The organism is Protofrankia symbiont of Coriaria ruscifolia (genome assembly GCF_900634745.1).
Taxonomy (GTDB): domain Bacteria; phylum Actinomycetota; class Actinomycetes; order Frankiales; family Frankiaceae; genus Protofrankia; species Protofrankia californiensis.
This window is the reverse complement of the sequence record NZ_CAAAFR010000203.1, coordinates 108,537-134,967: the sequence shown is the minus strand read 5'-3', so window position 1 is coordinate 134,967 and position 26,431 is coordinate 108,537. Positions and strand designations below refer to the sequence as shown.

At 68.8% G+C, this 26,431-nt stretch carries 20 protein-coding genes; 9 read left to right on the top strand and 11 right to left on the bottom strand.

The features are described 5' to 3' along the window. The first annotated feature begins 461 nt into the window (after positions 1 to 461). The gene (locus CV1CTNOD_RS24110) at positions 462 to 1,109 is read left to right on the top strand and encodes a GNAT family N-acetyltransferase (protein WP_131771234.1); all 648 of its coding nucleotides are present in this window, start codon (positions 462 to 464) and stop codon (positions 1,107 to 1,109) included. Positions 1,110 to 1,225: 116 nt separating this feature from the next. On the opposite strand, the gene CV1CTNOD_RS24105 is transcribed toward CV1CTNOD_RS24110, so the two are convergent. From CV1CTNOD_RS24105 to CV1CTNOD_RS24065, 9 genes are all read right to left on the bottom strand, one after another. After that, a complete protein-coding gene (locus tag CV1CTNOD_RS24105; protein ID WP_131788217.1) occupies positions 1,226 to 2,518 on the bottom strand; it encodes an N-acetylmuramoyl-L-alanine amidase in 1,293 nt (430 codons plus the stop codon). Positions 2,519 to 2,711: 193 nt separating this feature from the next. Next, positions 2,712 to 3,038, bottom strand: coding sequence for a thioredoxin (trxA, locus tag CV1CTNOD_RS24100; RefSeq protein ID WP_131788216.1), 327 nt, complete (start codon positions 3,036 to 3,038; stop codon positions 2,712 to 2,714). Positions 3,039 to 3,167: 129 nt separating this feature from the next. Next, positions 3,168 to 4,208 (bottom strand): thioredoxin-disulfide reductase, encoded by a 1,041-nt coding sequence (gene trxB, locus CV1CTNOD_RS24095; protein WP_242606991.1) that lies wholly within the window; start codon positions 4,206 to 4,208, stop codon positions 3,168 to 3,170. Between the two features lie 241 nt (positions 4,209 to 4,449). Next, positions 4,450 to 5,508 carry an anti-sigma factor family protein gene (locus CV1CTNOD_RS24090; protein WP_131788215.1) on the bottom strand — a complete coding sequence of 353 codons (1,059 nt, stop codon included), beginning with the start codon at positions 5,506 to 5,508 and terminating at the stop codon, positions 4,450 to 4,452. Then, on the bottom strand, positions 5,498 to 6,229 hold the full coding sequence (gene sigM, locus CV1CTNOD_RS24085) for an RNA polymerase sigma factor SigM (RefSeq protein ID WP_242606990.1): 732 nt from the start codon (positions 6,227 to 6,229) through the stop codon (positions 5,498 to 5,500). The genes CV1CTNOD_RS24090 and sigM overlap by 11 nt, the downstream gene beginning before the upstream one ends. A gap of 37 nt (positions 6,230 to 6,266) precedes the next feature. After that, positions 6,267 to 8,111: a protein kinase family protein gene (locus CV1CTNOD_RS24080; protein WP_242606989.1), complete on the bottom strand. Its 1,845-nt coding sequence runs from the start codon at positions 8,109 to 8,111 to the stop codon at positions 6,267 to 6,269. Between the two features lie 156 nt (positions 8,112 to 8,267). Continuing rightward, a complete protein-coding gene (murJ, locus tag CV1CTNOD_RS24075) occupies positions 8,268 to 9,860 on the bottom strand; it encodes a murein biosynthesis integral membrane protein MurJ (protein ID WP_131788252.1) in 1,593 nt (530 codons plus the stop codon). 263 nt (positions 9,861 to 10,123) lie between these two features. After that, on the bottom strand, positions 10,124 to 12,721 hold the full coding sequence (locus CV1CTNOD_RS24070) for a DUF6049 family protein (protein ID WP_278043986.1): 2,598 nt from the start codon (positions 12,719 to 12,721) through the stop codon (positions 10,124 to 10,126). Further along, positions 12,718 to 13,185: an NUDIX hydrolase gene (locus tag CV1CTNOD_RS24065; RefSeq protein ID WP_131788212.1), complete on the bottom strand. Its 468-nt coding sequence runs from the start codon at positions 13,183 to 13,185 to the stop codon at positions 12,718 to 12,720. Before CV1CTNOD_RS24065 ends, CV1CTNOD_RS24070 begins: the two co-directional genes overlap by 4 nt. Positions 13,186 to 13,330: 145 nt before the next feature. Between CV1CTNOD_RS24065 and CV1CTNOD_RS24060 the strand changes: the two genes are divergently transcribed. After that, the gene (locus tag CV1CTNOD_RS24060; protein ID WP_131788211.1) at positions 13,331 to 14,929 is read left to right on the top strand and encodes a CCA tRNA nucleotidyltransferase; all 1,599 of its coding nucleotides are present in this window, start codon (positions 13,331 to 13,333) and stop codon (positions 14,927 to 14,929) included. A 115-nt stretch (positions 14,930 to 15,044) separates the two neighbouring features. After that, complete coding sequence (locus tag CV1CTNOD_RS24055) at positions 15,045 to 16,493, top strand: MFS transporter (protein ID WP_131788210.1); 1,449 nt, start codon at positions 15,045 to 15,047, stop codon at positions 16,491 to 16,493. 140 nt (positions 16,494 to 16,633) lie between these two features. On the opposite strand, the gene CV1CTNOD_RS24050 is transcribed toward CV1CTNOD_RS24055, so the two are convergent. Then, positions 16,634 to 17,704, bottom strand: a complete 1,071-nt coding sequence (locus tag CV1CTNOD_RS24050) for an inositol-3-phosphate synthase (RefSeq protein ID WP_131788209.1) — start codon at positions 17,702 to 17,704, stop codon at positions 16,634 to 16,636. Positions 17,705 to 17,776: 72 nt separating this feature from the next. Next, positions 17,777 to 18,412, bottom strand: coding sequence for a PadR family transcriptional regulator (locus CV1CTNOD_RS24045; protein WP_131788208.1), 636 nt, complete (start codon positions 18,410 to 18,412; stop codon positions 17,777 to 17,779). 374 nt (positions 18,413 to 18,786) lie between these two features. Between CV1CTNOD_RS24045 and CV1CTNOD_RS24040 the strand changes: the two genes are divergently transcribed. The 6 genes from CV1CTNOD_RS24040 to rpsF form a co-directional block, all read left to right on the top strand. Further along, a complete protein-coding gene (locus tag CV1CTNOD_RS24040) occupies positions 18,787 to 19,194 on the top strand; it encodes a DUF5318 family protein (RefSeq protein ID WP_131788207.1) in 408 nt (135 codons plus the stop codon). 201 nt (positions 19,195 to 19,395) lie between these two features. Further along, positions 19,396 to 22,041, top strand: a complete 2,646-nt coding sequence (locus tag CV1CTNOD_RS24035) for a transglycosylase domain-containing protein (protein WP_242606988.1) — start codon at positions 19,396 to 19,398, stop codon at positions 22,039 to 22,041. A gap of 251 nt (positions 22,042 to 22,292) precedes the next feature. Continuing rightward, entirely contained in the window at positions 22,293 to 24,182 is a 1,890-nt protein-coding gene (locus CV1CTNOD_RS24030; RefSeq protein ID WP_131788206.1) for a glycosyltransferase family 87 protein, read from the top strand. Positions 24,183 to 24,451: 269 nt separating this feature from the next. Continuing rightward, positions 24,452 to 25,738, top strand: coding sequence for a hypothetical protein (locus CV1CTNOD_RS24025; RefSeq protein ID WP_242606987.1), 1,287 nt, complete (start codon positions 24,452 to 24,454; stop codon positions 25,736 to 25,738). 48 nt (positions 25,739 to 25,786) lie between these two features. Further along, a complete protein-coding gene (locus CV1CTNOD_RS24020; RefSeq protein WP_131788204.1) occupies positions 25,787 to 26,071 on the top strand; it encodes a hypothetical protein in 285 nt (94 codons plus the stop codon). A gap of 145 nt (positions 26,072 to 26,216) precedes the next feature. Beyond that, positions 26,217 to 26,431, top strand: a 215-nt coding sequence (gene rpsF, locus CV1CTNOD_RS24015) for a 30S ribosomal protein S6 (RefSeq protein WP_131788250.1), incomplete at its 3' end; no start/stop codon positions are given.

The window sequence follows — 26,431 nt, the reverse complement described above, 5'->3', positions numbered from 1 at the left end:
GTGAGCCTGTCGCCCCTGCCGGCCGGGGATCGATGCGGACCTCCCAGCTTGAGAAGCCGATCCGGCAGGAAGTCCGGATCGCCGATCGGACGCCGTTGTTCAGCGGCGTCCCAGGCTGGGACGGACCCTTCGAGGGCTGGGACGGGCCCTTCGGCTTCCTCCGGTCCAGCGGCTACCGTCTCGTTCGATTACCACTGTTTCACGTGGAACCTCACAGCGACCCGGGGACTTGCTCCTCTCGGACCTCCCGGATCAGCTTCCGGAGATCGGACCCGGGAGGAAGCCCGAGTGCGAAAAATCATGATCATACTGCCGGGGACCCGCCGGCTGGCGTAGTCGACATAGCCGGGCGGATCCGGGACACGCCGGCGAAGATCCGAGAAGCCGAGCTAGTCTGGCCCTGTGAGAAATGTCAGCGGTGTCGTTGCTGCCGGGACCCGGGCTGGGTGGAACGTCGAACTATGAGCCGTCGCATCGCCAACATCACCCTTGACAATATTGACGACCTACCGGGGCGATGCCGTCGATGCGTCTTCTGGGAGCTTGATCCGGTTGCTCGCAGTCGAGCCGAGGAGTCCGGGGGCACCGAACTGGAGAAAGAGGCGTGGGTGTCCTCCACTCTCCTCGAGTGGGGAAGCTGCGGAAAGATCATATATGTGGACGGTGTCTCGGCCGGTTTCGCGATGTACGCGCCGTCGGCGTATGTGCCCCGGTCGGTCGCGTTTCCGACCAGTCCCGTCAGCCCGGACGCCGTCCTGCTCATGACTGTGAAGATCCTGGACGACTTCGCCGGACAGGGCCTGGGACGCATCCTCGTCCAGGCGATCGCCAAGGACGTGTTCCGGCGTGGCTTCCGTGCCATCGAGGCGTTCGGTGACCTGAAAGGTGAAGGTGCCCGGTGTGTGGTGCCTGCCGACTATCTGCTCGCCGTCGGCTTCAAGACGGTGCGGCCCCACCATCGGTGGCCACGGCTGCGGCTAGAGGTCAAGAACACCGTGAGCTGGCGGGAGGACGTCGAGGTGGCCCTGGAACGACTACTGGGATCGATGGCGCCCGAGGGAATGCTTCGCCAGGTCGGAAGTGCCGCCGGGACCGTCCACGCGCCCTGACTCCCTATCCGCCCAGCAGTCGGCCCCGCCTCGTCGAGGGTGGATTCCTCCGCCTTCCCGGCGGCTTCCCAACGGCTCAGGATCTGGGAAGCCTGGGGCTGAAGCTCTCCGGGTCGCTAGAGGCCCTTGCGGGAAGCAAGAGTCGGTACCCGTAGCTGACCGGTCGGTGGGTCGAGGTCCGGCGGCAGGAACAGCCGCTGCACCGCGGCAAGGATTGCCTCGGCGACCGTGGCCCGGAACTCCGGCGACCCGAGTGCAGCGGCGTCATGCGGGTTCGTCAGATATCCCAGATCCGTCCGGATTGCCGGCATCCTCGTCCGCCGGAGCAGCTCCCACGTCTTGGCGTGGGTCCGGCAGTCGACCAGGTCCGTCCGTGACACGAGTTCTTTCTGGACGAGCGTGGCGAGACGTTCGCCCACGGCAGAGGATCCGCGGGCGTTGCCGTAGTAGTAGGACGACACTCCCTGGGCCTGTGGCGATTTGCCGGCGTCCAGGTGCAACGACACCAGCAGGTCCGCGCCGATCTCGTTCGCCCGGTGCGCCCGTTCGACGTCCTCCGGGGACTCGTGCGGACCGTGCAGAAGGTATGCCTCCAGGCCGGAGGCCAGCAGACGGGCCTCGAGCCGTGACGCGAGATCGGCGATGAGGTCGCGCTCGCACAGGTCGCCGACGGTGACTCCAGAGTCGGCCCCGCCGTGACCAGGGTCGATCGCGACCACGACACCGAGCAGGGACGGACCTCGCTGCAGCAGCCGTACCGATTCCCTCAGTACGTCCGGGCGACCGCCGACGACGGTGCGCTCGAGCTTCTTCAGCTCCCGCAGCGTCAGCGGCCCGCAACGACCGTCGGGCTCCAGAGCGCGGTTGTACTGGAAGTCCTTGAGTGCCGTCTCCGTTCGCGGGCCGAAGATACCGTCCGTTCTTCCCACGTCAAACCCCATGTTCGACAGCCGTTCCTGCAGCGCGGCCACGTCGTCCCCGACAAAGGGATGGTTGATGCTGTGAAAGAGCAGGCGGTCGCCCAGTTTGCGACGGGCCTCCTCAAGGGCGCGGAAGGTGTCCGGGCCGACGATGCCGTCCGCTGACAGGCCCCGGCTCTGCTGGAACGCCCGGACGGCCTGGTCCAGGGATACATCGAACAGCGTTGCGTCCGGTGTCGACCCGTCGGCTGTTCCCGCCCGTGCGCCGCTCGGCGGTTCACTGGTCGGCGGTTTGGTCGGTTGTGGCAGGTCCGTGCCCACCGGGCGCAACCGATCTGCCGCGGGCGTTTCCTGCTGGCGCGGCGCGGCCGGCAGGAACGACAGAGAGATCAGTGCGGCGCGTACCTCGGCGACCGAGGGATCGCGGTCGCCGAGACGCAGGAGCTTGGTCCTGCGGTTACCACTCGAACCTGCTCGCGGACGGGTCACGGGGACACAGGCTAGCGGCTCGTCACGCCCCCGCCGCCGCGACCGGATGGCCAAAGGCGGCGCGATCATGTTTCTTTCGCGCCGCCTTTGGCCAGGTGGTGCGCTGGCGCCTCGGCACGGCCGATCCGGCAGGTCTGACCGCCGAAGGCACACCCTGCTCGGATACGCGCAGTCCTCAGATACCTCAGATACCTCAGATATACGCGGAAAGATCCCGCAGCAGGGCGGCTTTGGGCTTCGCGCCGACGATGCTCTTGTCCACCTCGCCGTTGACGAACACGGCCATGGTGGGTATGGACAGGATCTGGTACTGCCGGGCGGTCCGCGGGTTCTCGTCGATGTTGAGCTTGACGATCCGCAGCTTGTCGCCGTGCTCAGCAGCGATCTCCTCGAGAACCGGAGCGACCATCTTGCAAGGCCCGCACCACTCCGCCCAGAAGTCGACGAGAACAGGCAGCTTGCTCTTCAGTACCTCCTCGGTGAACGTGTTGTCGGTGACGGGCCGGATGACTCCTGCCATAATGATCTCCTTCTGATTGTTGCCGCTGGGTGGTATCCGGACGGTTTTGCCGACCGAAGACGATGCGATCGAGGGCTATATGATCATTAAAAGTATGATCATTTTACCTCTGGCCTGTTAGGACACCTGTTAGGACGCGACTGCCTCGGCGGGCGCCCGAGGCGTCTGGCCGGCTTCGCCCTCGCGGGCGGCCAGATGGCGTTCGGCGTCCAACGCCGCGGCACACCCGGTGCCGGCCGCCGTGATGGCCTGCCGGTAGATGTGGTCCACGACGTCGCCGCAGGCGAACACTCCGGGCAGGTTGGTGCGGGTGGACGGATGTTCGACCACGACGTAGCCGGCGGCGTCCAGGTCGAGCTGGCCACGGACGAGCTCGGTGCGGGGCTCGTGGCCGATGGCGACGAACAGACCGCTCGCGTCGATCTCGTCGATCTCGCCGGTCACGGTGTCGCGGACCTGGACGCCGGTGACCCGGTCCGCGCCGAGGACCGCCACGACCTCGGCGTTCCACCGAAACCGGATCTTGTCGTTGACGATTGCGCGCTGCTGCATGATGGCGCTCGCCCGCAGCCGGTTACGACGGTGGATGATCGTGACGGACCGGCCGAAACGGGTCAGGAACGTCGCCTCCTCCAGGGCGGAGTCGCCGCCGCCGACGACAAGGATGTCCTGATCCCTGAAGAAGAAGCCGTCGCAGGTCGCGCACGCGGACACCCCGCGTCCCAGCAGGCGGTCCTCGTCCTCCAGGCCCAGTTTGCGGTATGCCGAGCCGGTGGCGATGATCACAGTGTGGGCGAGGTAGGTTCTGTTCTCGACAGTTATGATCTTCGGGTCGGCTCGTAGGTCGACCGCGGTGACGTCGTCGGCGATCAGTTCGGCGCCGAAGCGCTCGGCCTGCCTGCGCATGCCGTCCATGAGCTCGGGGCCCTGGATGCCTTCGGGGAATCCGGGGAAGTTCTCCACCTCGGTCGTGGTCATCAGCGCGCCGCCGGCCGAGACTGCGCCCTCGAAGACCAGCGGGCGCAGGTTCGCGCGCGCCGTGTATATCGCCGCGGTGTAGCCGGCCGGACCGGACCCGATGATGACGACATCCCGGACGTCGACATCCCGGACGTCGACATCCCGGACGTCCGGGATGCGCGATTCGTTCCCGCTGCTGTGCGCGGTCACATTTCCACCTGTCCCTTCAGATCGCCGGCTGCCGCCGGTGAGGCCGTGCGCCAGCCACAACTGTCCCATTGCGCACCCGATTCCCTCGGGCCGTTCCTGCGCCGTTCCTGCGCCGTTCCTGCGCCGCTCCCGGGCCGCTCCCGGGCCGCTCCCGGGCCGCTCCCGGGCCGCTGCGGCCAGCGGTGTTCGTCACGAGCGGATCGATGACCACCTGCGGGATGAGAGCTGTAACGATCTATAACTACCTGCGGGACGTGGTGGTGCTGTACCACAATGCGGCTGCGATGTTGGTCACTCCGCACCGCTCGTCAAGAACGATCACCCGCAGCTCGTCGGGATCGGTGGGGACGGACAGGACGACCAGCACGGCCGGCTGGCCGTCGAAGGCGACGAGATCCAGGGCGATGATGTTACCGCCGGTCTGCGTCGCCAGGCTGAGGTAGCAGGTGCGCAGGTCCGGTTGGGTGAGCTCGGTGACGAGGGATGCCACCGCGGCGGGTGGACCGGCCGCGGCACCGCCGTAGTCGCGTAGTGGCGCCTGAAAAGTCCCTTTTATTCGGCCGGACAACAGGTCGAGCGTATGGTGAGGGATATCGGCGACATTAAGCAGGTGTCCCGTATGTGCGAATATCGCTGGCGCGGAGGCTGTGGCGTCCCCGTCGCCGGCCGCTGCGGAGACCGCCGTGCCACTGGTCGAGCTGGCCCCCGCCCTTTGTCGTGTCCCCTCGGATGATCCGGTGATGTCAGCCGAAAGCGGTGCCACGACCTGGCTGACGGCCTCGCCGGCCGAGGTCCGCCCGGTATGCCGGCCCAGTACCCCCATGAAGCCGACCACCGCGACGACGACCGTCAGGCAGGCCGCTGCCGCGCTGAGCCACGAGGGGACCTGCCCCGGTCGGGACGACCGGAGGCCGGGATGACCGCGGCCACGCATCCGCCCCGGCCTCCGGGGATGCGCCCGCGGACGCAAGTGGGGCGGCCGCAACGGTCTGAGCCGCTTCACCGAATGTTGCGGCGCCGGCCCGTGGCTGCCCGCCTCGAGCGTGTCGGGGCTGTCGGGGCCGTTCGGCCGGTGGCGATCCTGCTCGATGATCAGAGCGGCGTGCAGCCTTGTCGCGACGTCCTCCGGCATGGTTACTGAGGCCAGCGCCGCGAGGTCACGACGCACCCGGCGCAGCGCCGTCACAGTTTCGCTGCACTGTGGGCAGCCCCGGACGTGGAGTTCCACAGCGGACGCCGAAAGGCCCCCGTCGGCGTAGGCATCGAGGTGCTCCACATCCGGATGCCGATCAGCTGTCATCGCCGACACCTCCTCCGACCGCCTTGGACGTATTGACGTGCCTGCTCTGACTGACGGAATCGAGCGCCGCAGGGTTCCCGGGACGCAGGTAGTCGAGCATTACAGCCAGCTTCGCGCGTCCCCGCGCGCACCGGCTTTTCACCGTGCCCACCGGCACCGCGAGCAGCGCGGAGGCTTCTGCAACCGACCAGCCCTGGATGTCGACGAGCACCACCGCGAGTCGCAGCGTCTCCGGGAGCCGGCCGAGCGCGGATTCAACGGCCAGCCGCGTCTCGCCTTCGACGATCGCATCGCGCGGTTCGGCCAGTTCACCAGCACCACCGCTACCGCTACCGCCGTCGCCTGCAGGCAGCGGAACCTGAGGACGGGCCGCGCGGCGGCGCAGCCGGTCCAGACAGGCGTTGACGACGATGCGGTGCAGCCAGGTGGCCACCGACGCCTCGCCGCGGAAGGCCGCGGCACCGCGGTAGGCCGACAGCATTGCCTCCTGGACGGCGTCAGCGGCGTCCTCCCGGTCACGCAGCATGCCCAGCGCCACCGCCCATGCCCGGTTGCTGTGAGCCCGCACCAGCTCGGTAAAGGCGTCCGGGTCGCCGTCGACGTGCCGGCGAAGCAGCTCCCGGTCCTTCTCCGCCGGTGTCGCCGTCCCCGGCGCCGAGGACGGGGAGCTGCCAGCATCCGGGATGCCGGTCTCGGCGACGGATGGTTCGGAGGAAGTCACGGGACGGCAGCCGGACCGGGGCTGGTGCTCCAGCCGGTCAGGAGCGGAAGGAGACGTCGACGACGGAGCCCTTGAACCGTCCGTCCACCGTCGGCAGCTTGGTCAGCCAAACAACCCAATACTGGTGGGCGGCTGCCGCCGGGACGGACACGGTCGTGCTGGTGGCGACGGTTTCGGGAAGGACAACCGTATACGCGTTCGCGTCGTTCGCGGCGGCGTCACCGGCGCGTAGCTCGAACGCCGTGGGACCGAAACCAAATGTGATCTTCATTTCGCGGATGGTGACGGGTTTGCCGAAGTCCAGCCGAAGACCTACGCCGGACTTGGCGTACCCACCGAACTGCCTGCCGTCGGTGTTGTTGTATCCCTCCGTTGTCCAGACGGTGGACGGATCACCGTCGATGGCCTTCGGCGCGTCCGCGTCGTTCTCGCCGTCCTGCCCGGGCGGCGGGTCGAACGCCATCACGCTCGGAGTCGGGAGGGCGGCACCCACCTGGGTGGTCGCGGACGGAGCCGGTGCTGGTGCGGCCGGAGTCTTCCGGCCGGTGTCGCGGGTCAGCGCGATCGAAGTCACCGTGACCACGGCGATGATGACGACAAGCCCGGCCAGGATCAACAGCCGGCGGCGCCGCGCCGGGCCGCGCGGACGCCGGGTGTCCCTGTCGTCCGGGTACCCGCTGAGGAAACCGGGCACCCCCCGCGCGGGTGAATCATGATCACGTCGCCTTTGGTCTTTCGGGAAGTCAGCGTTGTCCGGATGGTCCCGGCTGCCCCGGTAGCCGCTGCGATAGCCACCACCGGGGTCGCCGGGCGGATACGCCGTGTTCCCCGGCGGGCCGTAGGAGTCCGCATCCGACCCGAAGGCGTCCACGTTGTAACCGGCGGTCGAGGTTCCCGTGGTCATGGCCCGCGTCATCGGCGGTTCGTTGTCGAACCGGACCCGGCCGAGGTCCAGGGTGCCGTCCGCGGGAGCGAGCTCCTCGAGCGCTTCGGCGAGATCGACCGCGGACGTGATCACCGGCCGGTGGGCGCGGTCGTCCCCGAGCGCGGCCAGGGTGAGCGCGTCAAGGTCCGGTGGGACGTCGGCGCGGACCTGGCGCGGCGAGTACAGCCGGCCGTCGGCGGTCTTCGTCGCCGGGGGGAGCCCGCTGTCGCGTTCCAACGGCCAGTGCCCGGTCAGCGCGGCGTAGAGCAGGCCACCCATGGCCCGGACGTCGTCAAAGTCGCGGTCGGCGGCGTCGGCCCAGGGCTCGGCCTGACTGTGCGCACCCTTCTCCAGCGCCGCGACGACCGAGCCGGTGCCGAGGTCGACGACCTTGACCATGCCGTGGCCGGAGATGATGACGTCGCTGGCGCGCAGGTCACCGTGATGGATTCCGCGTTCATGGGCGGCGGCGAGCACCCGGGCTACAGCGAGCAGGACGGTCGTGGCCTGGTCCGGGCGCAGCGGGCGTTCGGCGGACAGCGCCTGCAGGGAGTTGCCCTCCACCCATTCGCTCACCACATAGGAGACGCGACCGGCCTCGGTGGTGGTCGATGTGGCGTCATACGTCGACGCCGCGCCCGGGTGCACCAGCCGGCCGGAGCCGATGGCGGCTGACAGCAGCATCTCGGCGGCGCGATCGAGGGCCGCGCAGTCCTGCGCGCCGGTGTCGGCGTGCTGCACCACGCGGACGGCGACGGGCCGGGCGAGGATGCGGTCGTCCCCACGCCACAGGGTGACCGGCCCACGCGCGCGCATGACCGACAGAAGTTGGTAGCGGCCGTCCAGCATGGTGCTGACCGGCAGGGCGGCCGGCCCCGGGGGAACCATCGGGCCGGTGGGATCGGAGGACGCAGGTGCCGCCATGGTGCTGGCGTTCCAGGTCGCGCTGCTTGTCACGTCCTTATCGACGTCAACCCGCGGCGGTCGGTTGTGCCCGTCGACCACAGCGCCTCCGTCATCACCGACGCGTCCGGCTGTCGTAGCCGGATGCAGCCTGTTCAGTGTACGAGTCCCCTGACCGGCAGCCGGTCATTGTGTCGGTTGTGGCCGGGATCAGTGTGCCGATCGTGAACCAAATCGGCCACGGACGGTCGTGACAAGTGCGGCCATCTCAGGCAACCGCATCCGGACGATGGCCGCCAGGTAGATAGGCACTCCTACCCCGCAGGCAAGGACAACGCTCACACCTGAACCGATCCAGCCCTGGCCGAGGACCATCCGTACCAGGGAGGAGACAGCCGCGGCCACGACCGCGCCCAGCCCTCCGGCGATGGTCACCTGGGTGAGCATGCGCGCGATCCGTCCGCCGTCGATACCTCCCAGGCGGGTCTGCAGCAGTACCGACGAGACCGCGACACCGACCAGGTAGGACACGGCGAAGGCCAGCGCCAGCGCCACCGACCGGTTCTTGTCGGGCAGCAGCGAGCTCAACGCGGCCGCACAGGCGATGTTGGTGGCGACGATCCCCATGTTGATCAATGCGGGGGTCCGGCTGTCCTGGTGGGCGTAGAACACCCGCAGCTGCACCTGGAACAGGGAGAACGGCACCAGGGCGACTGCGAACGCGGCCAGGGTGTCACCGATACGCACGGCCCCGGTGTAGCTCACGGCGCCATGGTTGAACACCGCGACCGCGATCGGGCGGCCCAGTGCCAGCAGCGCGAGCGCTGCCGGCACGATCACCACCGCCGCCAGCCGCGTCCCGGTGGACAGGTCCTGGCGGACCAGATCGCTGCGGTTGTCCGCGGCATGCGCGCTCATCCGCGGCAACAGCGCGGTGATCACCGATACGGCGATGACGGCGTAGGGAAGCTGGAAGATCTGGTACCCGTAGGTATAGACGGTGTACGCCGTCGCGGAGCTGGCAAGGCGCACGATGACCAGGTAGCCGACCTGGCTGACCGCCACGTAGAGCAGCGTCCAGCCGGCCAGGCGCATCGCCCGGCGCAGCCCGGGGTGGGAGAGGTCCAGCCGCGGCCGGTAGCGGAAACCGACTGCCCGCAGTGACGGCAGCAACGCGAGCGTCATGATCACGACGCCGAGTGTCGTGCCGGCGGCGAGGACCGTGATCTGGGCATCGCTGATCCCGGCGACCGTGGGGGGACGTGGCCCGGGCACGAAGATGAACGCCACGCAGGTCGCGATCACGATCAGATTGTTGAGCACCGGCACGAACATCGGCGCGGCGAACGACTGGCGGACGTTGAGAATCGCCCCGATCGTGGCGCCCAGCCCGTAGAAGATCACCTGCGGTAGGAACCACCGCAGGAACGTCACGGCGAGATCCCGCTCGGCGCCGCCGGCGGCGAGGTAGGCGCTGATGATGAGCGGGGCGGCCAGCATCGCGACCGCCACGGTGGCACCGAGCCCCAATACCACCAGGGTGAGCAGCGAGGACGCGAACGCCTCGCCCTCGTCCGGGTCGTCCTTGGCCGCCCGGACCAGCACCGGCACGATGACGCTGGACAGCACCCCGCCGAGCAGCAGGTCGTAGAGAATGTTCGGGGTGGTGTTGGCGACGTTGTAGGCGTCCCCGACCGCGCCGGTACCGATCGCCGCGGCGATCGCCACCGTCCGCAGGAACCCCGACGCCCGGGACGCGACCGTACCGATCGCCATGGTGCCGCTGGCCCGGCCGAGGGTCATCGCCTTGCGCCCGGACGCCCTCCTGGGTCGGCCGCCCGTCGACCGGCTCTGCTCCGACCGGCCCTGGCCGGGACCGGCCGGGGGTGTTCCCCGCCTCGCGCTACCCGGGGTGGGGGCAGGCAACGGCGGTCCGACCGGTCCGGCCATCGGTTTTGTGGGCCCGGACGGGTCGAAGGCGGGTCGCCGGCGGTGGCGGGCAGGCGGCTTCCTGGTGCCGCCGTTGCCGGCCTCGCCGTTCCTGGTCCCGCCGCCGGGTCCGGCCGTCACGGTCGTGTTCCGGTGTTGCCGGTGTTGCCGGAGGCGTGGCTCGCGCGCAGGAGCCGCTCCAGGCCGTCCCCTGGGGGAACGCCGGTACGCCGGCCACCGGAGGACGGCGTACCGGGCATGCCGCGCCGCTCGTGGGTGCCCGGAGCGTCCGCAACGGCGGATGCAGGTGGGTCGTCCGGGTGGGCAGATCTGGCTGGGTTCGCCGGGGAGGGCTCGGTTCGTAGTGGCAGTGGCCCGGTTCGTGGGGACGCTCCGGCGGGCGTCCGGTCGCGCAGCGTCCGCAACCGGCGGACCAACCGGATCACCACCGCGAACGCCAGGACTGCCAGCGCTCCTCCTGTTATCGCCACCGCTATCACGCCGAAGACCGTGGATTTCACCAGGATCCGTACCGGCGGCGCAGTCGACAGCGGCTTGCCGGCCGGGGTGAGGATCGCGACATCGACGGGAAACGTACCGGCACCCTCGGTATCGACCTCGATTTCCACCTGCACCTTCTGGAGAGGTGGCACCGTGAGTTTAACCTTGGTTTCCGATCGTAGTCGCGCTCGGTCCGTCGAGGAGAGGGAGAGCACCACATTGATGATGACCGCAGTGTTGTTCTCGAGCGTGACCGGGACCGTGCCGTGCTTGCTGGTCAGCGACACACTGCGGGAGGCGACCACCCGGATGCCCTTCCGTAGCGCCTGTACCGCACCGGCGACACCCGTGCTCAGCTCGTCGGCGCCGTCCGTGCCGGCGGCGCCTGCCCGCCATGCGATCGATTCGGACGACGTGAGTGTGTACTCCATCGCATCGACGCCCGCGTCAGCACAGTTGCGTGCGCCGGAGGCTCCCGAGTCCGGAGGGCACAGGACCGACTTCAGCGCGTGGACCTGGTTGCGCAGGTCCTCCGTGGCGATCATCCGGGAGATGGGCAGTTCGGCCGCGCGGGCCCAGCCGGGGTAGGTCAGGGGGCCACGTTCGCCGGCCGCCGGGACCGCGCCCGCCGAGGTGCCGCCCACAGACGGGGCCGACGTCAGCGCAGCCAACCGGGAGAACGGGGTGGACAGGCCGTCCAAGACCGTTTCCGCCCAGCCGGCCGGCGGATCCCAGTAGCGCGGCAGCGCCAGCGTCTGGGGCCGGACCAGCCCCGGCCGCTCGGCGGCGATCATCGCGATCTCGGCGAGGAGATCCTGGAACGACTCCGCCTGGGTCTGCGCGTCGGCGTCACTCGTGGGACCGGTCGCGAGATCCGCGAGCTGAGGGTCGGCGGCCAGCACCCGTGCGACACCGCCGGATGTCGGGATCTCGGTGGCGGTCGAGGGGGTGTAGGTCTTCTCCGGGTCCTTCGGCGGCAACAGGTTGGAGTCCGCGATCACGGTTGTGATGCCCATGCGGCGCAGCAGGTCGAGGGTGGGGGCGTCAACGAGTCCGTCACCGGGGTAGGCAATCGTCGTGTCCGGGCTGCGACCGATCGCGTTCGCGACGACGGTCCGGCCGGTCAGCAACGCCACCAGGATGCTGTGGAACTCCTGGGCGCGGGTCAGCGCCACCATATCGACGTCACCGTAGGGCAGGGCGAAGACCGTGCCGCCGGCGTCCGCGAACGCCTTCAGCTTCGCCAGGAAGGTCGCGGCGTCCCGGTCCGGACGTCTGGGGCTCGGACCGGACGGCGTGGCCACCTCGTACGGACCACCGGCGATGATCTGCAGTGTCTGCACGAGGACGGGGTCGACCGCGAGGGCGACGGGCGGTACCGGCCTGTTCCCGACCGGGGCGACGGAGCTCAGCAGCCGGTCCAGCCGGCCGCCGGGTGCCACCAGGTCTGTCAGGTCGTCGTTGGTGAGCCTGCCGTCAGCGCGCAGCCGCGGCACCTCCGCGACCGGTAGCACGACCGAGATCGGCATGGGGCCGGTTACCGCGACCGGAGCCCAGACCAGGAAGGAGTAAGTCGTCCCGACGACCTTGCGTTGGCCGTTGAGCATGCCGGACGCGGTGAAACGCAACGGGTAGACCCGCAACGCGGCCGGCAGGCCCAGCCCTGTCAGCTTGGCGCCGGCGGTGAACGTCACCGGGAGAGCTCCCGGTACGAGCCTGCTCGCCACCGACTGGGAGGCGACCGCGGTCGAGTAGCTCAGCGCAGCCGCGGCGGCCGGGTTGTCACGCAGGTTCGCCAGGTCCTTGCGGCTGGACACCACACGTGCGAGCTCGATCCGTATCTCCAGGTCGGAGATCTGGTCGGCGCCGGTGAGTTCCAGGTGGCCGGTGACGTTCAGTGGTAGCTGTGGCCCGGCAACAGCGGCGAACTCGTCGAGTGCCACCCGGACAGGACGGGTGGCACCGGTGGCCACAGCCATCGTGGACCGGACAGCCCTTGTGGGCTGGAGTGGGGGTTGCGGGGAAGCAGAGCTTGCCGAGCCCGGCCATCCTGACGGGCCCGGGGGCGAACCTGTGGACATAGAACCTGTGGATATATGTGTGAAGCCTGTGGATGGAGGGTCGGCTCGGGCATGGACTGCAGTCGCACTCAACATCATAACTGTCACCGACAGTACGATCGCAGCGACCGTGACAGTACACCGTACTGCGGGGTATACGTGGCTGTCTGTCACATGCTGTCCGTGAGAATGGCCGGCACCCTGCGCAGGAGGCTGCGTTCGTCGTCGTAGGCGAGTAGTTGCGGAACATCGACCAGAGGTACCCAGGCAACCTCGGTGACCTCGACGTCGATGTCCGAGAGCTCCCCGGTCGTCCGAAGCAGTAGATAGTGGTGAACGGTCTTGTGTACGCGCGTCCGTCCGGTCACGAACCAGAAATCAATCATTCCCAGCCGGCCGAGTACCCGTCCGGTCACACCAGTCTCCTCCGCCACCTCCCGAACCGCGGTCTGCTCCGCTGTCTCACCCACTTCGACGTGGCCCTTCGGTAACGACCACAGCAAGTCGCCGTTACGGTCACGGCGTGCTATCAGTGCTGCATTGGCCATTTCCGAATGGTCGTCCAGTACCAGCCCGCCCGCCGAAGTTTCCTCCGTCCGGCGCAGCCGCCGCCGAGGGGAGGGCGAGAACGGGGCCATGGGCTGATCGTACGAGTCTTGCGTGTCACTTCTCCCGGCATGCGACCGCAGTGGGAGCGGCCGGGAGAATGCTGATCGGCGAGTACCGATCGGCAGGTGGTTGCCGGAACGGTCTGATCCCGGCCTATACCCTAGGACAGTGTCGGTGATCTGCCTGGACAACCCACGTGACTCCGCGGAGCGGGCGGTCAGCGCCCTGCTCAAGGTGCCGGCTTCGGCTGACGATCTCGGACGGGTCTTCGCCAACGCCGGCCACAGCCTGTATCTGGTCGGCGGATCCGTCCGGGACGCCCTGTTGGGCCGTCCGGGCCCGACCGGCACCGCGGACGCGGCCGGCGGCCCTCGAACGTCCGGCGTGGCCGGTGCCGACCTCGACTTCGCCACGGACGCCCGTCCCGAACAGGTCCTTGACATCACCCGCGGTTGGGCGGACGGGGTCTGGGAGGTGGGGATCGCCTTCGGCACCGTCGGGTTGATCCGGGCCGGAGTACGGTTCGAGGTCACCACCTACCGGACCGAGGCATATGACCGCACCTCGCGGAATCCAGTGGTCGCCTATGGCGACACCCTCGAGGGGGACCTCGTCCGCCGCGACTTCACCGTCAACGCCATGGCGGTGTCCGTACCCGGCCACGAGTTCGTCGACCTGTTCGGCGGTATGGGCGACCTCGCCCGCAAGGTGCTGCGCACACCCGGCGCCCCCGAGGCATCCTTCGACGACGACCCGCTGCGCATCCTGCGCGCGGCCCGCTTCGAGGCCCAGCTCGGGCTGGTCCCGGTGCCGGAACTGGTCGCGGCGATGCGTTCGAGGACACCCCGGCTGAAGATCGTCGCGGTGGAACGCATCCGGGACGAGCTGCGCAAACTCATGGTTGCGGCTGATCCCGTCGCCGGGCTTGCCCGTCTGGTGGACGTCGGCGTCGCCGACGTCGTGCTGCCCGAACTGCCCGCGCTGCGGATGGAGATCGACGAGCACCACCAGCATAAGGACGTCTACACCCACACCCTGACCGTGCTGCGCCAGGCCATCGCCCTGGAGGACCCGCCACCCGACGGCGGTCCGGACGAGGTGCTGCGCTGGGCCGCGCTGCTGCACGACATCGGAAAGCCACGGACCCGCCGGCACGCCCCAGGGGGCGGTGTCTCCTTCCATCATCACGAGGTGGTCGGGCGCGACATGACCCGCAGGCGTCTGGCCGCGCTGCGCTTCCCCAAGGACGTCGCGGACGCGATCACTCTGCTGGTGTTCCTGCACCTGCGCTTCCACGGCTACGGGCGCGGTGAGTGGACGGACGCGGCGGTGCGCCGGTACATCCACGACGCCGGGCCGCAGCTGTCCCGGCTGCACAAGCTCGTGCGCTCGGACTGCACGACGCGTAACCGGCGCAAGGCCGAGACGCTGGCTGCCACGTACGACGCGCTGGAGGAACGGATCGCCCGGCTGTCCGAGCAGGAGGAGATCGCCGCGATCCGCCCGGAGCTGTCCGGGGACGACATCATGGCGCTGCTGGGCCTGACGCCTGGCCGGCTGGTGGGGCAGGCCCGGGCGCACATGCTCGACTTCCGTTTCGAGGCGGGCCTGGTCGGGCGCGAGGCAGCCGAGGCGGAGCTGTTCCGCTGGGCGCGCGCGAACAACGTCCCCATCCCCGGGGAGATCCCCGGGGAGATTCCCGGCGAGCATCTCGACTCCGGCCTTCCTGCCGACTCCACCGTCAGGTCCCGGATCTCGCCGGGCGGCGGCTGAACCTCGGACCTGCGCGTGCGCCCCACGGACGTCCCGGGGATCCCTGCCACGACAACCGGGGCCACGAACACCGGGGGCGGACCGCACGCGTGTCAGGGGAGAGGTCCGTAGGCTCATGGGTGTGGCGCGGGCCGGAGATCTGCGACAACTCCTCGGGCTGGAGGGCCGACGGTCGCGCGATCATGCTTTTTCCGCGGCGCCGAAGGCCCAGCTCCCCGAAACGTCGACGGGATTCCGGCGGCTTCTCGCCTCCCGACTGACCTCGCAGGCCGCCGACGGCGTGTTCCAGGCGAGTCTGGTCAGCTACGTGCTGTTCTCCCCGGAACGGGCGACGTCCGCTGCGGCGCTCGCGGCATCGTTGGCGATCGTGGTGCTGCCGTTCAGCGTCATCGGTCCGTTCGCCGGGATCGTGCTCGACCGGATCTCACGGCAGCGGGTGCTGGTGGTGTGCGGGCTGGTGCGGGCGGTGCTGCTCGTCCTGCTTGTCATGCTCATCGCGGCCGGCCATACCGGCGTCGACTTCTACGCGACTGCGCTCGCGGTGGTCAGCGTCAACCGTTTCGTGCTCGCGGCACTGTCCGCGGGGCTGCCCGTCGTCGTCCCCACCGGGAAGCTGGTCACGGCGAACGCCCTGTCGGTGACGTCCGGGACGGTCATGACGCTGGTCGGCGCCGGAATCGGTAGTGGCATACGCGGGCTGATCGGCGGTGACGACGCGGGTGTCGCTCTGGTGGCCGCGCTCGCCGGTCTGGTCTACCTGGCCGCGGCGGGCACCGCGGGCCGCGCCAGCCGGTACGAGTTCGGACCGCTGCACTCCGCACCCGGGCAGGGCGTACTGCGCGAGGCCCGGCAGGTGGTCGTGGAGCTGGCGGCCGGCGCCGACCACCTGTGGCAGCGGCGCCCGGCCCGGTACGCGCTCGCCGCGCTGACCGGCTCGCGGGCGGCGTATGGTCTGACGACGGTGATGGCCGTCCTGCTCTACCGCAACTACTTCATGGGCGCGGACGGCGGTCTCGGTGGCCTTGCGCTGCTGGTGGCGGCCAGCGGGGTGGGCACGGTCGCGGCCGCGTTCGTCACCCCGAGGGTGACCCGGCGGATCAGCAAGCAGACCTGGATCAGCCTCGTGTTACTCGCCGCCGGGATCATCGAGATTGCCCTGTGCCTTCCGTTCTCGTCGCCACTGCTGATCGTGGGCTCGATTCCGATCGGCTTCGCCGCCCAGGCGAGCAAGATCTGCGTGGACACGATCGTGCAGGAACAGACCGAGGACGCCTATCGGGGCCGCGCCTTCTCCCTCTACGACCTGTTGTTCAACGTGGCCTATGTGGCCGCCGCGGCGCTGGCGGCGATTACCCTGCCAGTCACCGGTCGGTCGCCTGTCATGGTGCTGGTCGCCGGAGGCGGCTACATTGTGTGCGCGTTGCTGTACCTGCGGGCCCGCGGGCCGCGGACGCCTGTTCCCGATCCGGCGATGACGGTGTCCCACCGGCTCCCCGCGGCTGCCGCGACGGCGGATCCCACCATGATGGGCCGGACGCACACGTGCGCCGATGCCCAGACCTGACGTCAAGACCTGACCCCGACTGTGACAGTGCCCGGCCACCCCCTCCGGGTGGCCGGGCACTGTCACAGCGGCTGTTGACGCCGGTGGCCTCCGGCGACGCGCTGGTAACCATTGTCGCGTCGCCTTTGGCCGGCGGGTTCCTATTCGCCGCTGATGAACGCCTCCACCTTGTCCCGGGCGATGTTGTCCCGGTACTGCTCCGGCGGCGACTTCATGAAGTACGAGGATGCCGCAAGCAGCGGTCCGCCGATACCCCGGTCAAGGGCGATCTTGGCACAGCGGACCGCGTCGATGACGACACCGGCGCTGTTCGGGGAGTCCCAGACCTCGAGTTTGTATTCCAGGTTCAGGGGCACGTCACCGAACGCGCGGCCCTCAAGGCGGACATAGGCCCACTTGCGGTCGTCCAGCCAGGCGACGTAGTCGGACGGGCCGATGTGGACGTTGTCCTTGCCGATCTCGTGGGAGAGCTGGGAGGTCACCGCCTGCGTCTTGGAGATCTTCTTGGACTCCAGCCGGTCCCGTTCGAGCATGTTCTTGAAGTCCATGTTGCCGCCGACGTTGAGCTGCATCGTGCGGTCCAGGACGACGCCTCTGTCCTCGAACAGTTTCGCGAGCACCCGGTGGGTGATGGTGGCGCCGACCTGTGACTTGATGTCGTCACCGACGATCGGAACACCCGCGGCGCGGAACTTCTCCGCCCATTCGGGGCGGCCCGCGATGAACACCGGCAGGCAGTTGACGAAGCCGACGCCGGCGTCGATCGCGGCCTGGGCGTAGAACTTCGCCGCGTTTTCGGAGCCCACGGGCAGATAGCAGACGAGGACGTCGGCTCGGGTCTCGCGCAGGGCGGCGACGACGTCCACCGGGGTGTCGTCGGATTCGGCGATCGTCTCCCGGTAGTAGCGACCAAGGCCGTCCAGCGTGTGGCCGCGGGCGACTGTGATACCCAGCGGAGGCACTTCCGCTATCTTGATCGTGTTGTTCTCGCTGGCGACGATGGCCTCGGACAGGTCGCGCCCGACCTTCTTCGCGTCCACGTCGAACGCGGCGACGAACTCCAGATCCCCGACGTGGTATTCCCCAAGCTGGGTGTGCATCAGGCCCGGGACCTGTGCGGACGGATCAGCGTCGCGGTAGTACTCGACCCCCTGGACGAGGGATGCGGCGCAGTTGCCTACACCGACAATGGCGACACGTACCGAACCCATGACGGTCTGCTCCTTTTGCGGTTGTGGGACGCGGGTGGGCGGGATCCGGCCGAGGTGGCACCGACGCGGGTACTAACGCGCGGGCGGGACCTCGTTGCCGTTCCCTCCCGGATCCGACGGCGTCGGCGGCGTCGAATCGGTGGACAACTCTGTGGATGTTTCTATGGACGGCCCGGTGGCCGGTGCCTGCGCACGCTCCGTCTCGATCAGCTCGGTCAGCCAGCGGACCTCGCGTTCGACGGACTCAAGGCCGTGGCGCTGCAGTTCGAGGGTGTAGGAGTCGAAACGCTCGCGGGTCCTGGCCAGGGCGGACCGGACCTTCTCCCGCCGTTCCTCCAGTCGTCCGCGCCGGCCTTCGAGGATGCGCAACCGCACGTCGGCATCGGTCTTGCCGAAGAACGCGAACCGGATGCCGAACATCTCGTCCTCCCAGGAGGACGGACCGCCCTCACCGAGCAGGGCGCCGAGGCGCTCCTTGCCCTCGGCGGTGAGGGTGTAGACGACGCGACTGCGACCACCGAGGCGATTTGCGGCGCTGGAGTCGTCGGCCGTGACGTAGTGCTCGGTCTGCAACTTGCGCAGGCAGGGGTACAGGGAGCCGTAGCTGAAACGATGGAAGGTCCCCAGCATGGTGTTGAGGCGTTTGCGCAGCTCGTAGCCGTGCATCGGGCTTTCGGAGAGCAGCGCGAGGACGGCCAGCTCCAACATCCCCGCTCCTTCCCTCGGAAGTCAGCCGTAACACCGACGTGACCGGTATGTCCAGGCCAGTCCAGCGTTGCGATCCATCGGTTTGATCTATCTGGTCGATCCAGTGGTAAGACATGCTGATCTAACGGTAAGACATATCGCTCCGATACATCGAGCATGCCACTTCAGGATAACGAAGGCAACCAGGGATGTCTGGCGCGGAAAGCTGAGATGGCCGGATCGTTGCCGCGGGCCCAGGTCTTGGCTCCCAGGTAATTGCATGGACAACCGTGCCGTGCCGTGCCGTGTCCGGTGTTCGGTGCTCTTTCGGCGTCGCATGGGCTTGTGTCCGGACCGTCTGCCAGCATGACGCATCCGGCGTACCGTCTTATGCCATGCGTCCACGGTCGGTTGTCGACTACGCGCTCGCCCGGCGGGCGACACTCGCTGACCTGCATGCCGGCAGGGTGTCGACGACGGATGTGTGTGACGCGCACCCATACCTGCTGCGGGCGGCCAAATACCACGGGGAGACGACCACCAGGCGCTGCCCGGTCTGCCGGGGCCGCGAGCCTTTGACCAATGTCACGTACACCTATGGTGATGAGCTCGGCGTGAGTTCCGGCCGGGTGCGGGCGACCAGGGACCTGCCGTCCCTCGCCCAACAGTTCAGCGAACTGCGTGTCTACGTTGTCGAGGTCTGTACGTCCTGTGCCTGGAATCATCTGATCATGTCATTCGTGATCGGTACCGGCCGGCCGCGGGTCAAACGGACGACCCGCCGGAAGACGGCTGAGGAATAACGGCGCCGGTCGCGCCAGCATGTCCTGACGGCTGTCCGTGTCAGCCGTTAAGAGCTGTCTGGGTCAGCCGTCAAGAAGAGCCCGGTGTGCGTGCGGTTGTGAGGGGCGGCGTACCGTCTCACAACAGCCACCGACGACGCGGGGTTCACTCCCGCAGCCACGGACGGGACTGTCAGTGAGGCCAACATCTACGATCGGGACGTGTACCCGCGCGACGACGACGGCCGTGCCCAGGCCGACCGGGACCAGGCCGACCGGGACCATCCGGATGCCGGACCTGTGAACGGATACCCGAACAGCCGCTCGGACGGTGACACCCGGCACGACGGTGGCGCACCCGGCAGGGCGGGCGCTGCCCCCGGCAGCACCGCACACGGCGACGCAGACCAGACGTCGGTGCGCTCCGACCGGCGGGGTCAGCCTGTCAACAGCATGTACGACACGACCGACCGGGCCGCGATGGACCGCATTGGCGTCCGGGAACGGACCGCCAACTCCACCACCTATGTACGCCGTCCCCGTCCGGATGACGTCCCCGCCGCGGCCCCGACGAACGGCGTGCTGGAACGCGTCGGTGAAGATCCGGACCCCTCGACCCGTGTCGGTGGTCGTCACAGCCGCGCGGACGAGGCCAAGCAGCCCCCGGTCAGGCCGGGTCAGGGAAGACGGGGTCCGATGTTCTGGCGGAACCGTCCGCAGTGGCTGCGCCGGCTGGTCATGTTCGGGCTGCTGTTCTGCGTGCTGATGTTTGCCGCGCTGGTCGCCGTCCTCTACTCCTTCACGAAGGTGCCGCTGCCGGCGACCGTCAACGCCGCCGAGCAGACGTCCATCATCACCTACGCGGACCGCACGACGGAGATCGCCAAGATCGGGACGGTCAACCGGACGGACGTCCCACTGTCCGAGGTGTCGGTCGACGTCCAGCACGCCGTGCTCGCGGCGGAGAACAAGAACTTCTACAGCGAGCCCGGCATCTCTCCGAAGGGAATTGCTCGGGCGTTGTGGGTGAACGTCCGCGGTGGTGAGATCGCCCAGGGCGGGTCGACCATCACCCAACAGTACGCCAAGAACGCCTATCTGACGCAGGAGCGCACCTTCTCCCGCAAGATGAAGGAGATCGTCCTCGCGGTCAAGCTGGCCCGGAAGTACTCCAAGGAAGAAATTCTGGAGTCCTACCTCAACACGATCTATTTCGGTCGTGGGGCGTACGGCATCGAGGCCGCGTCCAAGACGTACTTCGGTAAGTCGGCCAAGGACCTGACCGCGGAGGAGGGTGCGGTCATCGCCGGGCTGATCCGCTCCCCGAACGGGCTGGACCCGCGGGTGACCCCGGCCGCTGCCGAACGTCGGTGGCACGAGGTGCTGGACACGATGGTCGCGAAGGGCTGGCTTGACGCCTCCCGTCTGACGCCGGACAAGAAGCCGCCGGTGACTCTGGAACGGGACAAGTCCAACGGAATGGCGCTCTCCTCGCCGCAGGCCGCCTACATCCGTGACCAGGTCAAGGACGAGCTGGTCGATGCCGGGATCACCGAGCAGCAGATCAACCTGGAGGGTCTGCGCATCCAGACCAGCATCGACCAGGGCCGACAGACCGCCGCCTACCTGGCCGTGACGAACGTGCTGGCCAAGCCCTACACCACCGTTCCCGACCTGAGGACCGGCCTGGTCGCGGTCGAACCGGGTACCGGCCGGGTGCTGGCCTGGTATGGGGGCTCGATCTACGGCAAGGGCGACAACGGCCAGACCTCCTACGTCGACAACGTCTCCGGGGCGCAGGTGCCACCGGGATCGACCTTCAAGCCGATCACGCTGGCGGCCGCGCTGCAGGAGGGAGCCAGCCTCAAGTCGGTCTACGAGGCCCCGGACGTGCTGCGGATTCCCGGAAAGGCCACCGACGGCAGCGGGACGTACGTTGTGCGTAACGACGAGGAACACGGCAACTTCGGGTACATCGACCTGATCGAGGCGACCGCCGAGTCGGTCAACACCGTCTACGTTCCGCTGGGCATCGAGGCCGGTATCGACAACGTCGTCTCCACCGCGCACGCCCTGGGCGTGGCCAAGGACGTCAAGCTGACCGACGACGCCGGTGTGACCCTCGGCCGTGACGGCATCACCGCCAAAAGCATGGTTGCGGTCTACGGCACCTTCGCCAACGGTGGGAAGGCCGCCGTCCCGCACCTGGTCGACCGGGTGATCGACAGCAAGGGCAAGGTCATCTACGAGGGTCCGACCACCTCGAAGAACGCCATTCCCGCGAATGTGGCGGCCGATGTGACCTATGCCCTGCAGGCGGTCCTCAAGAACGGTACGGGCAAGGCCGCGCAGCTTGCCGACGGCCGTCCGGCAGCCGGTAAGACCGGCACCACGGACAATTTCCGGACCGCGTGGTTCTGCGGCTACGTTCCGCAGGTCGCGGCCTGCGTGAACATGTTCCGCGGTGACGGTGGCGTGAGCAAGGCGACCGCTCTGACGGGGATTCCGGGGGCCACCGGCGGTGTCTACGGTGGCGGCTACCCGGCGAAGATCTGGAAGGCGTTCATGGACGGCGCCCTCACCGGCGTGACGCCCCAGGGCTTCCCCCCGCCGAAGTACGGTGGCACCGTCACCAACGCGTCGCCGTCACCGACTCCGCAGCCGACCATCTCGTCGGAGCCCACTGCCTCACCCGAGGCGACGGATACGGCGGACGTACCTGACCGGCGGGGGCGACCGACAGCACGGTTCCTACCGTCGACCGTCGCGACCTCGTCCCCCGACGGACAGGTCGGACCGACAGCGACCCCGAACCCCAGACGTTCGAAGAACGACGGGTTACCCCAGTTCGAGGACCCAGCCGGGTAAGTCCGATGGGCTGGAGCAGTCGGGTGGAGGCCCGGAGGGCTCGACTCCCCGGACTGTCCAGCTCCCTCAACCACCGAGTGGGAAGGCGTGTTGTGCGGGCGAGAATGGTGCATGGCTAGATTCTTCGGAGCCTTCCGAACCTCCTCCCACGTCGGCTGTGCCGACGTGGGAGGAATCCGGCAGCGACAGGCCCGTCTGCCGGATCACCGGGTGCTCCGACGGGTTCCCCAGTGGTCTCGACGGGTCCGCGGATGACCGTGCGACCGCTGGCGTTCGCAACGGGTGGTAAGCGCTCATCGGGAGCAACCCCCGTCACCCCGGTCTGCCCGTCCCGGGAGGACCCGGTGGTCGCCGGTGCGAGCATGCTCGTCGGTGGTCCGCCAGGTGACCACGCCAGCATCGGCGCCGGCCGGAGCTGGTGGACGCCGCTGCGGGTGCTCATGGCGTTCACCGTTCTCGCGTGCGTCCTCGCCTACGTGCAGAAGGCGCCGTGCCGTGACACCCGTAACTGGTCGCACGAGTATCAGTACACGCGGATGTGCTACTCCGACGTGGTCGCGCTGTACGGTCAGGAAGGTCTGGCCACGGGCAAGCGTCCCTTCCTCGACTATCCGACCGAGTACCCGCCGCTGATCGGCGCGGTCATGCAGTTCGCGTCGTCGGTCGCCGGTGCCGCCTCGCCGTCACAGCCGGTGTACCGGGACGAAGGCGGCAGGCAGGTGCTGGCCGGCTACACGATCGACCAGCGAACGGCCGTCTTCTACGACGTCACAGCTTTGCTGTTCCTGGTCGCGAGCTGTGTCGCGGTCTTCTGCACAGCGCTGACCGCGGGCCGGGCACGGGTATGGGACGCAGCCCTGTTCGCGCTCGCCCCCGGCCTGGTGCTGCATCTGTTGACCAACTGGGACATCGTCGCGGTCGCGTTCGCCGCCGGGGGGCTGCTGGCCTGGTCACGCCGCGTACCCACGCTTGCCGGCATCCTGTTCGGGCTCGGTGCGGCGACGAAGTTCTACCCGCTGCTGTTCCTCCTACCCGTCGCCGTGCTGGCCCTGCGCGCGGGCAGGGGCTGGGCCTTCGGTCGCGCCCTGGTGGCAACGGTCGTGACCGCCGCCGCCGTGTGGGCGCCATTGTGGCTGGTCGCCGGCTACTTTGCCGACGATCAACGCACCGGTGACAGCATCTGGACGACGTTCTGGGCCGGTGGTGACTGGCCTGCCCTGCTCGGCGGCCATTCCGGCGGTGCCACGAACGCGATGCTGCGCTTCGTCGATCTCAACTCACAGCGCGGTCCCGACTGGGACTCCCTGGCGTTCGCCACGACATGGCTGGCCGGTTCCTTCTCACCCCGAGCATTCGGACCCCTGCATCTGATCGTCATGCTGCTGGTCGGGCTCCTGCTGGCCGTGGCGGGTTTTACGGCCGCCTCGCTCCGGCCTGCGCGGCGGGTACCGATCGCGCTGGCCGGGCTTGTCGGGTGGCTGCTGGTCGCGGTCATGGTCCCGGAGGTGCTCGGCGCAGTCCGGGACAACGGGATCTCCACCGGTACGCTCAACATCGTCTCGATGATCGTTCTTGGGATGCTTCTCCTGGGCGTCGCGGCGCTGGGATGGTTGGCTCCGCGGCGTCCGCGCCTGCCGGCACTGCTGTTCCTCACCGTCGTCGCTTTCCTGGTGAGCAACAAGGTCTTCTCCCCGCAGTACACACTGTGGCTGGTACCGCTGGCGGCACTGGCCAGGCCGCGGTGGCCGGCGTTCCTCGCCTGGCAGGCCAGCGAGGCATACCTGCTGCTCACCCGGTTCCTGCACTTCGTCTACAACGACACCAACGGAGCGCACGGGATCGGCCGCGGCTGGTTCGTGGGTGCCGTCGCCATCCGCGATCTCATGCTGTGCGTGCTGGCCGGGCTGGTCGTCCGCGAGATCCTGCGGCCGGAACTGGACGTGGTCCGCATGACCGGAGCGGACGATCCGGCCGGCGGCGTTCTCGACGGAGTTCCGGACCGCCGCAGCCGCCGCAGGGCAGGCGTCCCTGCGGACGCCGGCCAGGAGGTCCATCAGGACGCACGTCAGGTGTTTCCCCGCCGCTCGGTAGCCGGCGGGGAACAGCGGGGTGGAGCGGCCATGGCCGGGGCCAGCCCGTGACACCGGCCTCGGATGGCCCCGCAATGCCTTCGGAACCCGGGCTGCCGGCAGCACGACAAAAACATAATCATGCTGCTTTTGGCCCTCTGGCGGATCCCTTCCGCAGCGCTGGACCTGGTGGACCAGATTCCACCGGGCCAGATTCCACCGGGCCGGACGCCACCGGACCGGATGCCGCTGCACTGGACGCCACCGCGGCGGCGCCGGGCACGAGAGCCCACGCGGGTGTGATCCGCACTCCGGTTCCGCGTCCGGGTACTGCCGGTGGCGTGGGTGTGCTCCGGTCATGGCGCAACCGCGTTCCGCAGGCTGTCCGGGCGACTCTGCCGGTGTGGATCGCCAGCCGGGTCGCGGTGGTCGTGCTCTCGCTGGCCGCGTCCCGGGCGCTTTCCGGCCGCCAGGTCGCGGACCTGCCGGATCTGAACACCCTGTGGGGCCGCTGGGACGTCGGACTGTTCACCAAGGTCGCGCGGTTCGGCTACGAGTCGCCGGAATACGCCGACCACACCGAGGTGGACTTCCCCGGATTCCCGATCGCGATGCGCCTTGCGCACCTGGTCGTCCCGGACTGGACCTTCGCTGGGATGGTGGTCTCGTTCGTGGCGGGTGCCGCTGCCGTGGCAGCCATCTGGCAGATGCAGATGGACGACTTCGCGACGGTGCGGACGCGCGCGGGTGTCAGGGACCGGACGGCTGTCACGGACCGGACAGATGCCCAGGGCCGGATGGCCGTCGCGGACCGGGATGGCGCGCAGGACGGACAGGACGCGCAGGACGAACAGGACGCGCGGGGCAGGCCTGACCGGCGTGGTGCGGACTTTGCGGTCATCGCCGTCGTGCTGTTCCCGTACGCGGTGTTCCTGTGCGCTGCATACTCCGAGGCGATCTTTCTCGGTTTCGCCACCACGTCCTGGCTTGCGGCGCGCAGGCAGCGCTGGTGGCTGGCGGGTCTGCTCGGCGCGGGCGCCGCATCCGCCCGGGTCACCGGTATCCCCTTCTGCCTGGCACTGGCGGTGCAGTACGTGTTCAGCCGGCGCCGTGCGGGGCTGCCGGTGTTCGCGCCGCCGGGACTCGCGCTCGCCCTGCCGCCGCTGCCCGTTCTCGCCTTCGTCACCTACCTGCGGGTTCGCACGGGTCGGTGGGACGCCTATGCGCAGGCCATGCGGGAAGGCTGGCACCGGCGGATCGACTGGCCGTGGGTGGGGTGGCGGACGACCTGGGATGCGGCCTTCGACGCGTCCCAGTCGTCGGCGTTCACCTGGTTCTGGCGTGGTGAGGTGGCCGCCGTCATCGTCGGAGTCGTGCTGACCGTGGTGCTCATCCGCTCGGCCCGCCTCGGGGAGGCTGCCTTCGTCGGCGGCGCCACGCTGTTGATGAGCTGCTCGAACTACTACGCCTCGGGAATCCGGACGATGCTGGTGGCATTTCCGATATACCTGCTGCTCGGACGCGTCGCGACACGCCGGCCGTGGGTGCGGCCGGTGTATGTCTGGCTCTCGGCTCCGGTGATGGCGGCCTTCGTCGTCGCCTTCACCCAGGGCCAGTGGGTCGACTGAGTGCCGGTGGGGGCTGACGAGGAGTCACGACGGGCAGGATGTGGAGCTGTGAGGAGTACCCCTGCCGCCGGCCGCGGGTTTGCGCTGCTCGTCGCCTCTGTCGGCCTGACCGCCGCCGTGGTCGTGCTCGTGGTCGCCGCGATCTGGCCGTCGCCTGACCGGCATGCGCACGGCCTGCTGGTGGTGATCTCGCTGACGCTCGTTCTCGGAGTGGCCAGCGGCGGTCTGCGAGTGGTCGCCGCCAGCCGTGGGCGCGAGGCGTCGGACGGCGGTGGGCGGGCAGACGTGGCCGAGCCCCGGCCGGGAGAGATCGGGCCGGACGGTATCGAGTAGTGTTTGCCAGGTTGCCGCTGGTCGGTCCGTGCGGGTTCGCCCCGCGTCCCGCCGCACGCGGCGCTGTCCCTCCTGCCACGGAACCCTCCGTGGCCGCCCGAGTCCACAGGAGGTGGGTTCACCCTTGCCACGGCACTATGAACTGATGGTGATCCTCGAGCCCGATCTCGAGGAGCGCACGGTGGCACCATCCCTTGACCAGTATCTGACCGTCGTCCGCTCCGGTGGCGGCGTCGTGGAGAAGGTCGACGTCTGGGGTCGCCGCCGGCTCGCCTACGAGATCCGCAAGAGTTTCGAGGGCATCTACGCCATCATCGACCTGCACGCCGAGCCCGATGTTGTCGCCGAGCTCGACCGCCA

Coding starts and splice junctions, on each gene's coding strand:
- CV1CTNOD_RS24110 (WP_131771234.1), top strand. CDS start 462: ATGAGCCGTCGCATCGCCAACATCACCCTTGACAATATTGACGACCTA.
- trxA (WP_131788216.1), bottom strand. CDS start 3,038: ATGGCAGGAGTCATCCGGCCCGTCACCGACAACACGTTCACCGAGGAG.
- CV1CTNOD_RS24090 (WP_131788215.1), bottom strand. CDS start 5,508: ATGACAGCTGATCGGCATCCGGATGTGGAGCACCTCGATGCCTACGCC.
- murJ (WP_131788252.1), bottom strand. CDS start 9,860: ATGACCCTCGGCCGGGCCAGCGGCACCATGGCGATCGGTACGGTCGCG.
- CV1CTNOD_RS24065 (WP_131788212.1), bottom strand. CDS start 13,185: ATGGCCCCGTTCTCGCCCTCCCCTCGGCGGCGGCTGCGCCGGACGGAG.
- CV1CTNOD_RS24055 (WP_131788210.1), top strand. CDS start 15,045: ATGGGTGTGGCGCGGGCCGGAGATCTGCGACAACTCCTCGGGCTGGAG.
- CV1CTNOD_RS24050 (WP_131788209.1), bottom strand. CDS start 17,704: ATGGGTTCGGTACGTGTCGCCATTGTCGGTGTAGGCAACTGCGCCGCA.
- CV1CTNOD_RS24045 (WP_131788208.1), bottom strand. CDS start 18,412: ATGTTGGAGCTGGCCGTCCTCGCGCTGCTCTCCGAAAGCCCGATGCAC.
- CV1CTNOD_RS24040 (WP_131788207.1), top strand. CDS start 18,787: ATGCGTCCACGGTCGGTTGTCGACTACGCGCTCGCCCGGCGGGCGACA.
- CV1CTNOD_RS24030 (WP_131788206.1), top strand. CDS start 22,293: ATGACCGTGCGACCGCTGGCGTTCGCAACGGGTGGTAAGCGCTCATCG.